The following is a 14,253-nucleotide window of genomic DNA, read 5'->3' on the forward strand; positions in this document are numbered from 1 at the left end:
TCGCATCTGTTGCAAGAACACAGTCGATGGAGGGAAGGGATATCCATATCCGATTGAGGTCTGTCAAAGCACGGTGTGTGATGTATTAGGTGTATTCCTTTGTCGACTTACGCCCGGGCGGGATAATGGCGGAGGCTGTACTGTGGGCGATCTCAAACCTGTTAGGCCACATCGGATGCAGAATTTGGTGTTTGCGCGGCTGCGCCCGAATGAGCTGCGTGCGCTTTACATCCGCGGGTTGCGGTAGCCGGATCCGTCCTGTATTTCATCGCCGGGATGGGACTGTTGATTAGTTGAAGAGCGCCATGCCTCGTTTCCTTCCCAATGTCGCGCTGAGCGCCATGCTTTCCGCGGGGTTCTTGTCGGCCTGCTCCACCTCAGGTGGCTTAGAGGCTATCGCGCCAACGTCGGCATCGGTCATTGAAGATGGCGATCCGTTGCTCCCCGATGAAGTGGCAGAAGTTCCGACCCCGTCTCAGCTGTCGGCTGTCGCAGCGATCGATGCCGTGACCGAGGGAACGGAAGGTCTCGATGCCGCTGTCGTGACTGCTGCATATGCTGGTCCTACCGTTGAGAACGCAGCTGCAGCTGCCATCCGTACAAACAACGTACGCGCACGCAGCCCGGAACTTGACGCGTTGATCGAACGCTACGCCGCTTACCACGAAATTCCGGTCGATCTCCTGCGTCGCGTTGTCAAACGCGAGAGTACGTTCAATCCGGCTGCGCGCAACGGTCCGTACTGGGGGCTGATGCAGGTTTTGCCGGCTACAGCCCGCTCGATGGGCTATCAAGGCTCTCCGTCGGGCCTGCTCGATGCAGAGACCAACCTGAAATATGCCGGGAAGTATCTAAAGGGTGCTTATTTGGTGGCGGACGGGGACCATGATCTGGCAGTGCGGTACTACTCGCGCGGCTATTATTATGATGCCAAGCGTAGGGGAATGCTAGGCATCACCGGTCTTGGAAAAGACCGCAAGCGCATGCGTCCATAAGTTTTCCGTAAACGCGAATTATTTCATGATCTTGGCGGCGACGGTTACGCGTCTTTAAGGGACGCGTTTTAGGTTCGCGGGATCATGAGTAAAGTTCCTGCCAAGTCTGCCGCTGCCAAACCCACATCTGCTTCACCTCGCTTTCGCAAGAAGATCGCGGTGTTTGCGCTTTTTCCGGTGATCGCGCTGGCCGCTGGCGGCTATGCGGGCTGGAGTTATTACGAAAGCGCAGCAAATGCTGCCGCGCATGATCTGCCCGACCCGATTTCAGTATCGACGATTCCGACCGAGCTCGCAGCGGAAACGTCATTCACCCATTCCTACGCGCTTGCCTCAATCATCGCCAATCAGTGCGGTCGCATGAAGATCGACGCGCTAAAGAAAGCCAGCGACACTGAGGCGCGTATGGATGGCGTTCTGGTCAATATGTCCTGGGCCGCCGCCGCGCGCCGCGTCTATCTGCTGGACGAGCGCCAATGCCGCCTGTTCCTGCGCGAAATCCGCGCTGCCAACGCGAAGGCAGAAGAAAAGGCCGCTGGCACGAGCTGAGGGGCTCGACAAAAGCTTACCTACTCTTGCCCATTCTCTCCTTGATGCCCATGGCCCATTGCCAGCCTTCGTCGCCGCCCCAGAGTAGCCAGGCGATGCGGCCGGCAGAGGGGTTTTCGTCGTTGAAGAAGTTCTTGCCGCGCTTGTCGACTTCGTGGCGGGCGAAGTAGCTCACCATCCGGCGGATTGTTTCCGGTGAAAGATCACGCCGGGAGACGAGCTCGCGTGCGCGGGCTACACCTATTTCCGTTCCGCCACGCCCAAAGCGCTCGCGCCATGCGAGGCCCTGCGCTGCATTTTGTGCGACGATCTCTGGTGGGGTGAAATCGATAATGTCCAAAAGAAAAAGCTCCCTGCCGGTGAGGGCAGGGAGCTTGCTTGACGATTGTGTCAACGCGGGGACTGAACGCCCAGAGGGCGACTGGTCCTCGACTTCAGGCCTTACAGGTAGTCCTGCAATGGGCGAACTTCCAGCGAGCCCGCCTTGAGCGCCGCGATGGCTTCGGTTGCGGCAGCGGCGCCAGCCATCGTCGTGTAGTAAGGCACCTTGTGCATCAGCGTTGCGCGGCGCAGGGACTTGGAGTCCGACACCGCCTTCTGGCTGTCCGTGGTGTTGAAGACCAGCTGGACCTGACGATTGCGGATCGCGTCCTCGATATGCGGACGGCCTTCGAGAACCTTGTTGATCTTCTCGGCTGCGACGCCGTTTTCGGCGAGGAAGCGCTGCGTGCCACCGGTTGCCAGCACCTTGAAGCCGAGCTCGACAAGACGCTGCACGGATGGCAGCACCTTGACCTTGTCGTCATCGCGCACCGAGACGAACAATGTGCCCGACCGCGGCAGGTCCACACCCGCGCCAAGCTGGCCCTTGGCAAAAGCAAGGGCAAAGTCGGAGTCGAGGCCCATGACCTCGCCGGTGGACTTCATCTCCGGCCCAAGCAAGGTGTCGACGCCCGGGAAGCGAGCGAACGGGAACACGGCTTCCTTGACCGCAACGTGGTTGAGCTCGTTGAGGTTAGGCTTTGAGCCGTAATGGGCGAATGCCTCATCCAGCGTCTCGCCAGCCATGATGTGGGCGGCGATCTTGGCGATCGGACGGCCGACGGTCTTCGCCACGAAAGGCACGGTACGCGATGCGCGCGGGTTGACCTCGAGGACGAAGATCTCGCCGTTCTTGATCGCGTACTGGACGTTCATCAGGCCGCCGACATTAAGACCCTTGGCCAAAGCCGCTGTCTGACGCTCAAGTTCGGCGACCATCTCCGGCGTGATCAGGCGAACCGGCAGCGAGCAAGCGGAGTCGCCGGAGTGAATGCCAGCCTCCTCGATGTGCTCCATGATGCCGGAGACATAGACGTTCTCGCCGTCGCACAGGGCGTCAACGTCGATCTCGATCGCTTCAGACAGGTAGGTGTCGAACAGTAGCGGGTTCTTGCCGAGCAGCGTGTTGATCTGGCCGGTCTTGTCGTTCGGATACTTCTGCTTGATGTCTTCCGGTACGAGTTCCGGAACGACGTCGAGCAGGTAGGACTGCAACTGATTTTCCTGGAAGATGATCTGCATCGCACGGCCGCCCAGGACGTAGGACGGGCGGACCACGAGCGGGAAGCCAAGTTCCGACGCGACGGTACGGGCCTGTTCAACCGAGAAGGCGATGCCGTTCTTGGGCTGCTTGAGGTTCAGCTTCTTGAGCAGCTTCTGGAACCGATCACGGTCTTCGGCGAGGTCGATCATGTCCGGTGCGGTGCCGAGGATCGTGATGCCAGCCTCTTCCAGAGCTTCGGCGAGCTTCAGCGGGGTCTGTCCGCCAAACTGGACGATCACGCCGTGCAGCGTGCCGGCTTTTTGTTCCACGCGCAGGATCTCGAGGACATCTTCAGCTGTCAGCGGCTCGAAATAGAGCCGGTCCGAGGTATCGTAGTCGGTTGAGACTGTCTCAGGGTTGCAGTTGACCATGATGGTCTCATAGCCCGCATCCGACAATGCGAAGCATGCATGGCAGCAGCAATAGTCGAATTCGATGCCCTGGCCGATGCGGTTCGGACCGCCACCGAGGATGACGACCTTCTTCCGGTCCGAAACATGCGCTTCGTCAACGGTGGCGCCAGCGAAGGGCGTCTCGTAGGTGGAGTACATGTAGGCGGTGGGGGAGGTAAACTCTGCCGCGCAGGTGTCGATGCGCTTGAAGACTGGAAGAACGTCAAGCTTTTCGCGCAGGCCTGCGACTTCCGAGGCTTCCTTACTGGTAATCGAGGCGAGGCGCGCGTCGGAGAAGCCCATCGCCTTGAGCATGCGAAGATTGTCGGCATCTTCCGGCAGCCCATGCTCACGCACGCGCGCTTCCATCTGGATGATGCCGTTGATCTGCTCGAGGAACCACGGATCGATCTTGCACATCTCGTGCACGTCTTCGAGCGACGTGCCCATGCGGATCGCCTGGGCGACCATACGCAGACGGTCCGGGGTCGGGGTGCCGAGCGCTGCGCGGATCGCATTGCGGTCGTCACCTTGGCCAAGGCCGGGGATTTCGATCTCATCGAGGCCGGTCAGGCCGGTCTCAAGACCGCGAAGGGCCTTCTGAAGCGATTCCTGGAACGTGCGGCCAATAGCCATGACCTCACCGACCGACTTCATCGCAGTGGTCAGCGTAGGCTCGGAGCCCGGGAACTTCTCGAATGCGAAGCGCGGGATCTTCGTGACGACGTAGTCGATCGACGGCTCAAAGGCGGCGGGAGTTGCGCCGCCGGTGATGTCGTTATCCAGTTCGTCCAAGGTGTAGCCGACCGCCAGCTTCGCTGCGACCTTGGCGATCGGGAAGCCGGTGGCCTTGGAAGCCAGGGCTGACGAGCGCGAAACGCGCGGGTTCATTTCGATGACGACGAGGCGGCCATCAGCCGGATTGACAGCGAACTGAACGTTCGAACCGCCGGTCTCAACGCCGATCTCACGCAGCACCGCAATCGAGGCGTTGCGCATGATCTGGTATTCCTTGTCCGTCAGCGTCACAGCTGGGGCGACTGTGATCGAGTCGCCGGTGTGAACGCCCATCGGATCGAGGTTTTCGATCGAGCAGATGATGATGCAGTTATCCGCCTTGTCGCGAACGACTTCCATCTCATACTCTTTCCAGCCAAGCACGGATTCTTCGATCAGAACTTCCGTGGTCGGGGAGGCGTCGAGGCCCGAGTTGATGATGTCGAAGAATTCAGCGCGGTTGTAAGCAATGCCGCCGCCGGTGCCACCCATGGTGAAGGAAGGGCGAATGATGGCAGGCAGGCCGACATGGTCGAGCGCCTGCGCAGCAATTCCCATAGCGTGTGAGATGTAGCGCTGCTTGCGGTCACCTTCGCCGAGGTTCCACTCGGTCTCGAGCGCGTCCAGCGCAGCGTCGAGATCTGGCGGATTGGAGGCCTTGAGCGCTTCACGGCGTGCTTCATGCGCCTTGCGGTCTGCCTCCTTGACCTCCGTCGCATTGGCCAACATCGAGCGCGGGGTCTCCAGGCCGATCTTGGCCATCGCTTCGCGGAACAGGGCGCGGTCTTCGGCCTTGTCGATTGCCTCGGCATTCGCGCCGATCATCTCGACATTGTAGCGGTCAAGCACGCCCATACGGCGAAGCGACAGTGCCGTGTTCAGCGCGGTCTGACCGCCCATGGTGGGCAGAAGGGCGTCCGGACGCTCCTTGGCGATGATCTTGGCGACGACCTCAGGGGTGATCGGCTCGATGTACGTTGCGTCCGCCAACTCCGGATCGGTCATGATCGTTGCCGGGTTGGAGTTGACCAGGATGATGCGGTAGCCCTCGGCTTTCAGTGCCTTGCAGGCCTGCGTGCCGGAATAATCGAACTCGCATGCCTGCCCGATGACAATAGGGCCCGCGCCGATGATGAGGATCGATTTGATATCGGTGCGTTTCGGCATGGGGAGGATCCGTCTTTTGGGCTTGCACAAACACCGGACGCGGATTCCCCATTTTGAGCGCATCTGCGCCAGGGGAGGCCTCGGCCGGTTGTGACTAGTTTTAAATCTGTCAGGCTAAGCGGGCCTTATAGGGTAAGGATCGGGGTGTGGGAACCCCGGAAATGAAGCTTACCCAGCTGTTCCTTTGACACGGTTGTTTTTCTGTCGCGGGAATTTGCTGCGTGCTTCTCTCACTGGCCAGGTCGCGCGTAACTCTGCTGCGGCGAAGGCACCTCGCGGAGTGAGCAGACGATGCGCTCCTTTGCTTTCGCGTGGACGCCCAGCGGACTTAATCCCCATCCGGCCTGAGGCTGGCCTTGCTGGCGAAGCGTTCCGGCCAGATAGCCCTGGCCCGCTCGGAAGAAGAGATCCAGACTCCTCTGCTGGGCAAGTTCAATCAGTGGAACGAGGGAACTCATAAGTGGAAATGGCCTGGCAATTAGCAATTCCGGCACGCTATCGGTGCAGGCTTAACGGCTGATTAACGATAAATATCGACACCGATCTAGGACCCGCGACATGGAAGATGGCGCCGCGGGAACGACGGCAGTCGTGGGACGTTGTTCCAGTTCAACATCCGCCAGGAGGAGTGGAGTATGGGCAAGGAAAACGCACCCACCGAGAAGGGCAAGAAGTCATCTGAGGGGCTGCACGAAGCGACCCGTGAGGAAGAACGTGAGGTCGAGCAGGAAAAGGGCTCGGACCTCAAGAAGGGCGCCGACCGTTTCATCGAGCGCGCAAAGAGCGCCGGCGGCGACGCTAAAGGCTGAACTTTTCCCCGCGTTGGAGAGGCGCGGGCTTCTCATCTGACTTTGAACAAGGGAATCGTTCGTTTAAGCTCGGGCGATCATTAATGGGACATGTGACATGCTCTGGAAGGGTCGTCGTCAAAGCAGTAATATTGAGGACAGGCGCGGACGCTCGGGCATGCCGGGTGGTCGCCTCGGTGGGGGCGGCCCAATCAGGCTGCCGATTGGACGTGGTGCGGGCGGTGGCGGCCTTTCAGGCATCATCATTCTCGTCGTCATCTTCTTCGCCCTTCGTGCCTGCGGTATCGATCCGATGCAGATCCTTGAGGGCGGTAGCGGCGCGGGCAGCCAGCAGATCAGCTTTGACCGTTCGGAAGGATCGAGCCAGGTCAGCGACGAAGAGGCTCAGTTCGTTTCGGTGGTTCTTGCTGAGACGGAAGACGTGTGGAACGGTATCTTCCAATCTCAAGGCCAAAATTATACCGAGCCGCGGCTTGTTCTGTTCACGAACCAGATCCAGTCAGCTTGCGGCTACGCGTCTTCAGCCTCAGGTCCGTTCTATTGTCCGGGTGACTCACGCGTTTACATTGATCTCGGGTTCTTCCGAGAACTGGCTCAGCGCTTTGCAGCCTCAGGCGACTTTGCTCAGGCCTATGTCATCGCGCATGAGGTGGGGCACCACGTGCAAAATCTGATCGGTGTGCTGCCGGAGTTCAACCGTCAGCGCCAGCGCATGAGCCAGCTCGAGGCCAATCAGATGTCTACGCGGGTCGAACTGCAGGCGGACTGCTTTGCCGGGATCTGGGCGCATTTCACTGCGCAGAAAGGCCTTCTCGAAGATGGGGACATAGAAGAAGCGCTGAATGCGGCCCATCAGATCGGGGACGACACCTTGCAGAAGCGGACGCAAGGCTACGTCGTGCCGGAGAGCTTCAACCACGGAACATCGGAACAGCGGATGACCTGGTTTGCAAACGGCCTGCGCAACGGCCGTCTCGAAGATTGCGATACGTTCAACAATCCCGTGTGAGGCATTTGGCAACGGTGCGAAGGCGGGCGTCCGGCCCGCCTTTTTTGATCACGGCGTGTGCGCGTTCCTTCCTGATTAATGTCATTGAGGGACGAGCATAAAAAATGGCGGCCATGGCCGCCATTTCTTGAACATCTGTGCTGGATCTTGCCGTCTTAGCGATCAGCGACGACTGGCTCGCTCTTGCGCTCGTGGATCATGTCCACGAAGCGCTGGAAGAGATAGTGCGAGTCCTGCGAGCCGGGCGATGCTTCCGGATGGTGCTGCACCGAGAACACCGGCTTTCCGGTTAGGGCAATGCCACAGTTGGAATTGTCAAAGAGAGAGATGTGAGTCTCAACAACACCGTCCGGCAGAGACTTGGAGTCGACTGCGAAGCCGTGGTTCATCGACACGATCTCAACCTTGCCGGTCGTATGATCCTTGACCGGATGGTTGGCGCCGTGATGCCCCTGATGCATCTTCTCTGTCTTTGCGCCGAGAGCGAGCGCGAGGATCTGGTGTCCCAGGCAGATGCCGAAGATTGGCAGCTCGGACTTCAGAAGCTGCTGAACGATCGGAACGGCATACTCGCCCGTCGCGGCCGGATCTCCAGGCCCGTTTGAAAGGAAGATGCCATCCGGGTTCATGGCAAGAATCTCTTCAGCAGAGGTCTTGGCCGGAACCACGGTAATCTTCGCGCCGAGGCCGGAGAGCAACCGAAGTATGTTGCGCTTTACACCGTAGTCGATGGCGACAACGTGCATGGCCGGCGTGTCGAGTTCGCCGTAGCCTTCGTCCCAGACCCAAGGTGTCTCGGTCCAGGTTGAAGACTGCCCGGAGGTGACGACATCAGCCAGATCGCGTCCGACGACGCCCGACCATTCGCGCGCTTCCTTCTTGAGAGCTTCGATATCGAAGATGCCGTCCGGATTGTGCGCAATGACCGCATTCAGTGCGCCCTGTTCGCGGATCAGCGCAGTCAGAGCGCGCGTGTCCAGACCGCACATGGCGATGACGCCCCGGCGCCTGAGCCAGGTGTCGAGGCCCTCGCTGTTGCGATAGTTGGAGGGGCTGGTAATCTCCGCCTTGAAGATAGCGCCTACGGGACCGTGCTTGGCGGCAGGGGCGAGACCCTCAATATCTTCCTCGTTGGTTCCGGAATTTCCGATGTGGGGGAACGTGAAGGTGACGATCTGGCTGACATAGGAAGGATCGGTGAGGATCTCTTGGTAGCCGGTCAGTGCGGTGTTGAAGCAGACTTCGCCAGCCACATGGCCGGTTGCGCCGACGCCGGTACCTTCAATCACCGTTCCGTCGGCCAGCACCAGCAATGCGGTGGGCTTTTTCGTCTGCCAAGGTTGTGTCGAGGCGGTCGTACCAGTCATGGCCATTCTCCGTTTGTGGCAGGCCGTGCATGAACTTGTCCTGCTTGCAGGACGTATCGCGCAGGCGTATGCGCGGCGGGGAGCCGTTTGCCTCTGTCGCGCAACATTGTGATAGTTTCGCCCGGTCCATAGGTGAAGCCATCGGCGCGGTCAATCATCGGTGAGAGCCGACCCAAAGAAGAAGGTAAAAAAATATGCGCGAGACCATCACCAAAGCCCTCAGGGATGCACAGAAGTCACAAGACAGGGAGCGCACGTCGACCTTGCGCATGGTGAACGCAGCGATCCAGGACAGAGATATCGCAAATCGCGGCACCGGCAAGGACGCTGCCGGAAATGACGAGGTCCTGCAAATCCTCACCAAGCTGGTGAAGCAGCGCGAGGAATCAGCCAAGGCTTACGAGGAGGGCGGTCGCGCGGAACTCGCAGCAAAGGAGCGCAGCGAGATCGCTATCATCCGCGAGTTCCTGCCACGGCAGATGGATGAGGCAGAGACACGCAAGGTGATCGCAGATGCGGTTGCCGAAACCGGTGCCGCCAGCATCAAGGACATGGGCAAGGTGATGGCCATCCTCAAGGAACGCTATACCGGGCAGATCGACTTTTCGAAGGCGAGCGGAATCATCAAGGAAGCGCTTAGCTGAGGTGATCTATCCGTCTGCGACGGTTTTTCCGTCTCTCCGTCGCAGACGCGCGCGTAGTCTGGGCATGCATTTGCAAAGCTGGCTCGAGGAGCAAAGCCATGACCGAAAATGAGGAGAAGGCTGCGACAGGCCAGCAATATGCATCACCGCCTTGTTTCATGCATGAGCTCGATGGGGAGCAAGCTGCTTTCACTCCCAGTGATGCAACTGCGGCCGCGGATTTGCGGCGTTGGCGAAAATCGGAGCGCGAACGCCTGATTGCCGCGCGGTTGGAGCTACCCGCCGATACCCGTGCTTCACACGCCAAAATCATTTGCGAGAAGATTGACAAGCTAGTCGGCGATTACGCCGGAAAAAGTGTCTCGATCTACTGGCCGTTCCGTGGCGAACCCGACTTGCGCGAGTGGGCGCAGCTGGTGATCGACGGGGGCGGGCGGGTCGCCTTGCCTGTGGTGATCGCGAAGGCGACGCCGCTCATTTTTCGCGCCTGGACGCCCGGTGACAAGCTGGAGAAGGGCGTGTGGAACATTCCGATTCCGGTCGAGGATGTCAGAATTGTTCCGGACGTTGTCATTTCGCCGGTCGTTGGTTTCGATGCACACAGCTACCGCCTCGGATATGGCGGTGGTTTCTATGACCGGACGTTGGCCTCGTTGCCGCGCAAGCCCGTGGTAATTGGCATTGGCTATGCACAGCAACGGATAACAACCATCTACCCGCAACCGTACGACATTCCGATGGATGTCATCTTCACGGAAGCGGAGTAGGGGTCATTCTGCAGCTGGGGCGAGGCGCGAGCCCCGCAGTAATCCATGCTCTTCCAGCACCGGATAGGCGATCGAGGCCAGCAGCGAGTTGATCTGCTTGAGGTCGCGGATCGTGTCGAGATGGATAGAACTCGTTTCCAGGCTCTTCTTGGTGCCGACCCGAAGCCGTTCAAAGTGGCGTTCGCTGGTCTCGCGCTCTAGATCGCGCATGCGATCCTTTTCGCGCACCAGGGCCTGAGCCGTGCCCGGATCCCGGGAAATCACTACGTTGAACGCAAGTCGAGCGTTGTTCAGGACGGTCGCATGGAGGTTTGACAATTCGCGCCAGCCTTCCGGCGTAAAGGTCAGCCCACGGTCGAGTTTCTTTTTCACATGCACCAGCATGTTGCGGGTGATGATGTCGCCCACCTGCTCCAGCTTGACGCATGCGTCCAGGAGCTCGCGGGTACGTTGCACGTCATGCTCGTCCATCTGCTCGGGAGGGATACGTGCAAGATAAAGCTTGATCGCCGCGTGCTTGCGATCGACGCGGTCATCGAGGGATGCGAGCTCCGCCATCCGTTCACGATCGGGCTCTTCGTAAAGCTCCATGATGTTCTTGAGCATGACCTCCACGGTCTCGCAGACACCGACAACAGCGCGCGTGACATTGGCAAGGGCACGGGAGGGGATCGAGAGCGCCGATGGGTCGAGGGCGCTGGCTTCGCGATCTTCGAGCGTCGCTGCTGCAGGACCAGACGGGCTCACATTCTCCAAGATCCGCGTGACGAGGCCCGCGATCGGCATTCCGACGATGACGAGCGCAATGTTGAACACGATGTGGGCATGGATGATCTGGAGAGGTGCGGTGGCGCCCAGATATTCAAGCGGTGGTTTGAAAATTGTGAGGGCAGCCAGCGCTATCACCGCGCCAATTCCGCGTATCGCCAAGTTCCCGAAGGGGACCACACGGCTTGCCGGGGCCATGGTGCGGGACAGGAGCCCGGCGATAAGCCCGCCACCGAGGTTCGCGCCAAGTGCCAGAACGACCCCCAGCTCAGCCGGAATCAATCCCCGGCTGGCAAGGGCAACGACGAGAAGGATAAAGGCAATGCTTGAGTGGAAAAGCCACGTCATCAACGCCGCGAGCAGGAAGGCAGTTACCACGTCGCCCGAAAGATAATTTATAACGATTGGCAGGAGATCACTGTGGCGCAGCGGTTCGGAAGCGTTACCGATGAGCTGCAGCGACAGCAGAAGCAGGCCTACACCGACGAGGATGCGGCCAAATTGTCGCCATGCGCGCCGTTCAGTCGCGAGGAATATTGCCGTGCCGCTGAAGATGAGGATTGGGACAAGCAAGGACAGATCGAACGAGAGCAGCTTTACGACGAAGGCCGAGCCAAGATCCGCGCCGAGAACTGCGATCAGGCCAGACGCGGCGCCAACGATGCCGGAACCGACAAATGATCCGACCAGCAGGGACACGGCGGTCGAGCTTTGAAATGCAATCGCAAGAAGCGCGCCAGCAGCAACGGCCGCCAGCGGGTTCTTGAGGGTTCCGCGCAATTTGCGGCGCAAGATGTCGCCATAAGCTCTCTCCACTCCCGTCCGCACCGTTCGGGTTGCCCAAAGAAGAAGTGCCACCGCACCCGCAAGATGGATGAGTACAACAGAGCCGCTCATTCGCCTGCTCGCATGAAACGCGCGCCGCGTTCAAAAGAATAAAGGATAATCATCCCTCTAATGTAGCAAAAACCTAGCGCATTCCAAGGGATATGAAATTAGCCGGTTAAATGAATTTAGGCTCTTCTCCGTGGAGGTTGGAGCGGTCGCTACCATATGAATCTCGGTGATTGCTCTTGCTAGGCGGTCGCTTCTTGACGAACGAGGTCGTATATAGGGTTCCCGTAGTCAGTCCGGTTGCCCGATGCGTTTTCCGCCATCCTTTCTCGATGAGGTCCGTGACCGAGTGCCGATTTCGGCCCTCGTGGGCACTCGTGTGACCTGGGACAAGCGCAAGACCAATGTTCAGCGCGGCGATTACTGGGCCTGTTGCCCCTTTCACGGCGAGAAATCCCCCTCCTTCCATTGCGAGGATCGTAAGGGACGTTACCACTGCTTTGGTTGCGGCGCGTCAGGCGATCACTTCAAGTTCCTGACCGAGCTTGATGGCATGAGCTTTCCCGAGGCAGTGGAACGGGTCGCCGAGATGGCAGGCGTTGCCCTGCCGGTTCGTGACGCCCAGGCCGAGCGGCGGGAGCAAGAGCGCGCAACTCTGACGGACGTGATGGAGCTTGCCGCGAAGTTCTTTCAGGAGCGGTTGCACGCCTCCGATGGCGCGAAAGCGCGTGCCTATCTGCGTGACCGAGGCCTCTCGTCCGCTACGCAACAGACATTCAGGCTCGGCTACGCACCCGACAGCAGGAACGCGCTGAAAGAGTTTCTCGCCAGCAAGGGGGTGGCGAGGGATCAGATCGAGGCCGTCGGGCTGGTCGTTCACGGACCGGATATCGCCGTGTCCTATGACCGCTTCCGTGATCGGGTCATGTTCCCCATCGAGGATTCGCGCGGGCGGGTCATCGCCTTCGGTGGGCGCGCTCTTTCAAGTGATGCTCCTGCAAAGTACCTCAATTCCAACGACACAGAGCTCTTTCACAAGGGCAGCGTTCTCTACAATTTTGCACGCGCCCGCCGGGCTCAGCAAAAGGCCGGGACGGTCATTGCCGTCGAGGGTTACATGGACACGATAGCTCTGGCCCAGGCCGGCTTCGAGCATGTTGTGGCCCCACTTGGCACTGCGCTGACCGATAATCAGCTTGAGCTGCTATGGCGGATGACAGGAGAGCCGATCCTTTGCTTCGACGGCGACCAGGCGGGGCTCAAGGCCGCCTGGCGGGCCGCCGATATGGCCCTTCCGTTTATCGAGGCCGGAAAGACCCTCCGCTTCGCGCTGTTGCCTGAAGGTCAGGACCCCGACGATCTGGTCAAGGATGGCGGTCCCGAAGCGTTTCGGGCTGTGCTTGATCAAGCAAGGCCCTTGGCTGAGTTGTTGTGGCAGCGGGAAACCTCAGGAGGCGTCTTCGACACTCCGGAGCGCCGGGCGGAGCTGGAGAAGAATCTTAGAGAGCTCACCGGTCGTATTCGCGACGAGAGCCTGCGCCGTCACTACCAGCAGGACATGCGCGATCGGGTGCAAAGCTTCTTCGGTCGCGAGCGCTCCCAGCAAGGCGGACGTTTCCAACAAGGCGGGCGTTTCCAGAACGCGCGCGGTTTTCCGGGCGGGCGTGGCGGAAAAACTGGCCAAATCGTAGCAGGGCGTCTGGCCGTCAGCGAGAGCTTGACCCGCTCAGCGTTGGTCCGTTCGAGCGGGGGCACGCTTCCACTACGTGAGACCGCGATGCTCGTCGCCATGATCAACCATCCCGAGCTTATCGACGAGCATTTCGAAGAATTCGCGGAAATGGACCTGCCGCATCCGGAACTCCGAAAGCTCCATGGGGCAGTATTGGATGCGCTGGCCCACGGCGTGGAGCATGCTCGCAAGCCGCTGATTGATGCCTTGTCCCAAGACGGGTTGGAAGAGGCATGGTTGAGGGCGGTCGCGCTCGTTCGCAAGGCGCGGATGTGGCCGGCGCTCGAGGATGCCGCGATTGAGGATGTGCGTGAGGCATTCAGTCAGGCGGCAGCGTTGCAAACGCGCGCAAGAGAACTGAGGCGGCAACGGACAAGTGTTCAGGCTGCGCTCGCGGAGGCAGTAGAGCGGGGTGAGGAGCAAGCGTGCGAGCATCTTCTGAATGTCTTGAACACTCTCAGCGTAGACATTGCGAATGTCGAGCAGCTTGAAGCGCTGGTGGACGGTTTTGGGGTTTCATCTGGCAGGGGATAGCCAAGAGTTTCCATTGCAAAATGGACGCCACTTGCAGAAATTGTTATGCATCCTACATAGGCATCACGATCGGGCGCTGGCATGGCCCGAAGCCGTACGTCGTGCAATTGATTCGCTTTTTTGTCGCGAATCAGGTTTCTGACGCTTGACCTTCCGCAATGATGGCGGAATCAGGATCAATAGAAATCTGCCGTGAGCCGGGGAAAAATTCAAAAGCGCCTACAATTGTGATCGTATTGGCGGCTGGTCGGATCCATGGCGATGTCTATATGCCGAATGTGACAGGGTTAATCGAGCATTAAGGCAGAAGCAGGTATCGCGATT

The 14,253-nt window shown here is 59.5% G+C and carries 12 protein-coding genes; 7 read left to right on the forward strand and 5 right to left on the reverse strand.

Annotated elements, in window-relative coordinates; genetic code table 11:
• Window positions 1-305: 305 nt before the first annotated feature.
• A complete protein-coding gene (locus IOD40_RS04785; protein WP_198474844.1) occupies window positions 306-995 on the forward strand; it encodes a lytic transglycosylase domain-containing protein in 690 nt (229 codons plus the stop codon).
• A gap of 84 nt (window positions 996-1,079) precedes the next feature.
• Window positions 1,080-1,544: a hypothetical protein gene (locus IOD40_RS04790; RefSeq protein ID WP_198474846.1), complete on the forward strand. Its 465-nt coding sequence runs from the start codon at window positions 1,080-1,082 to the stop codon at window positions 1,542-1,544.
• Window positions 1,545-1,560: 16 nt separating this feature from the next.
• Here IOD40_RS04790 and IOD40_RS04795 read toward each other — a convergent pair whose 3' ends face one another.
• From IOD40_RS04795 to IOD40_RS04805, 3 genes are all read right to left on the reverse strand, one after another.
• A complete protein-coding gene (locus IOD40_RS04795) occupies window positions 1,561-1,884 on the reverse strand; it encodes a hypothetical protein (RefSeq protein ID WP_198474848.1) in 324 nt (107 codons plus the stop codon).
• A 101-nt stretch (window positions 1,885-1,985) separates the two neighbouring features.
• On the reverse strand, window positions 1,986-5,465 hold the full coding sequence (gene carB / locus IOD40_RS04800; protein ID WP_198474850.1) for a carbamoyl-phosphate synthase large subunit: 3,480 nt from the start codon (window positions 5,463-5,465) through the stop codon (window positions 1,986-1,988).
• 230 nt (window positions 5,466-5,695) lie between these two features.
• The gene (locus IOD40_RS04805) at window positions 5,696-5,923 is read right to left on the reverse strand and encodes a hypothetical protein (RefSeq protein ID WP_198474852.1); all 228 of its coding nucleotides are present in this window, start codon (window positions 5,921-5,923) and stop codon (window positions 5,696-5,698) included.
• A gap of 177 nt (window positions 5,924-6,100) precedes the next feature.
• On the opposite strand from IOD40_RS04805, the gene IOD40_RS04810 reads away from it, so the two are divergent.
• Window positions 6,101-6,274 carry a hypothetical protein gene (locus IOD40_RS04810; RefSeq protein ID WP_198474854.1) on the forward strand — a complete coding sequence of 58 codons (174 nt, stop codon included), beginning with the start codon at window positions 6,101-6,103 and terminating at the stop codon, window positions 6,272-6,274.
• 97 nt (window positions 6,275-6,371) lie between these two features.
• Window positions 6,372-7,283 (forward strand): KPN_02809 family neutral zinc metallopeptidase, encoded by a 912-nt coding sequence (ypfJ, locus tag IOD40_RS04815; protein ID WP_198474856.1) that lies wholly within the window; start codon window positions 6,372-6,374, stop codon window positions 7,281-7,283.
• A gap of 155 nt (window positions 7,284-7,438) precedes the next feature.
• On the opposite strand, the gene carA is transcribed toward ypfJ, so the two are convergent.
• A complete protein-coding gene (carA, locus tag IOD40_RS04820; RefSeq protein WP_198474858.1) occupies window positions 7,439-8,656 on the reverse strand; it encodes a glutamine-hydrolyzing carbamoyl-phosphate synthase small subunit in 1,218 nt (405 codons plus the stop codon).
• A 188-nt stretch (window positions 8,657-8,844) separates the two neighbouring features.
• Between carA and IOD40_RS04825 the strand changes: the two genes are divergently transcribed.
• Together IOD40_RS04825 and IOD40_RS04830 are read left to right on the forward strand one after the other, a co-directional pair.
• Window positions 8,845-9,294: a GatB/YqeY domain-containing protein gene (locus IOD40_RS04825; RefSeq protein WP_198474860.1), complete on the forward strand. Its 450-nt coding sequence runs from the start codon at window positions 8,845-8,847 to the stop codon at window positions 9,292-9,294.
• A gap of 98 nt (window positions 9,295-9,392) precedes the next feature.
• Window positions 9,393-10,061 (forward strand): 5-formyltetrahydrofolate cyclo-ligase, encoded by a 669-nt coding sequence (locus tag IOD40_RS04830; RefSeq protein WP_198474862.1) that lies wholly within the window; start codon window positions 9,393-9,395, stop codon window positions 10,059-10,061.
• Window positions 10,062-10,064: 3 nt separating this feature from the next.
• On the opposite strand, the gene IOD40_RS04835 is transcribed toward IOD40_RS04830, so the two are convergent.
• Window positions 10,065-11,726 (reverse strand): Na/Pi cotransporter family protein, encoded by a 1,662-nt coding sequence (locus IOD40_RS04835; RefSeq protein WP_198474864.1) that lies wholly within the window; start codon window positions 11,724-11,726, stop codon window positions 10,065-10,067.
• Between the two features lie 244 nt (window positions 11,727-11,970).
• Here IOD40_RS04835 and dnaG point away from each other — a divergent pair, with 244 nt between their 5' ends.
• Window positions 11,971-13,929, forward strand: a complete 1,959-nt coding sequence (gene dnaG, locus IOD40_RS04840; protein WP_198474866.1) for a DNA primase — start codon at window positions 11,971-11,973, stop codon at window positions 13,927-13,929.
• Window positions 13,930-14,253 lie beyond the last annotated feature (324 nt).

It is taken from the genome of Aquamicrobium zhengzhouense, from assembly GCF_016124105.1.
GTDB lineage: Bacteria > Pseudomonadota > Alphaproteobacteria > Rhizobiales > Rhizobiaceae > Aerobium > Aerobium zhengzhouense.

Bases quoted from the DNA above. Each gene is read 5' to 3' on its own strand.
- IOD40_RS04785 (WP_198474844.1), top strand. From the start codon at position 306: ATGCCTCGTTTCCTTCCCAATGTCGCGCTGAGCGCCATGCTTTCCGCG.
- IOD40_RS04790 (WP_198474846.1), top strand. From the start codon at position 1,080: ATGAGTAAAGTTCCTGCCAAGTCTGCCGCTGCCAAACCCACATCTGCT.
- carB (WP_198474850.1), bottom strand. From the start codon at position 5,465: ATGCCGAAACGCACCGATATCAAATCGATCCTCATCATCGGCGCGGGC.
- IOD40_RS04805 (WP_198474852.1), bottom strand. From the start codon at position 5,923: ATGAGTTCCCTCGTTCCACTGATTGAACTTGCCCAGCAGAGGAGTCTG.
- IOD40_RS04810 (WP_198474854.1), top strand. From the start codon at position 6,101: ATGGGCAAGGAAAACGCACCCACCGAGAAGGGCAAGAAGTCATCTGAG.
- ypfJ (WP_198474856.1), top strand. From the start codon at position 6,372: ATGCTCTGGAAGGGTCGTCGTCAAAGCAGTAATATTGAGGACAGGCGC.
- carA (WP_198474858.1), bottom strand. From the start codon at position 8,656: ATGGCCATGACTGGTACGACCGCCTCGACACAACCTTGGCAGACGAAA.
- IOD40_RS04825 (WP_198474860.1), top strand. From the start codon at position 8,845: ATGCGCGAGACCATCACCAAAGCCCTCAGGGATGCACAGAAGTCACAA.
- IOD40_RS04830 (WP_198474862.1), top strand. From the start codon at position 9,393: ATGACCGAAAATGAGGAGAAGGCTGCGACAGGCCAGCAATATGCATCA.
- IOD40_RS04835 (WP_198474864.1), bottom strand. From the start codon at position 11,726: ATGAGCGGCTCTGTTGTACTCATCCATCTTGCGGGTGCGGTGGCACTT.
- dnaG (WP_198474866.1), top strand. From the start codon at position 11,971: ATGCGTTTTCCGCCATCCTTTCTCGATGAGGTCCGTGACCGAGTGCCG.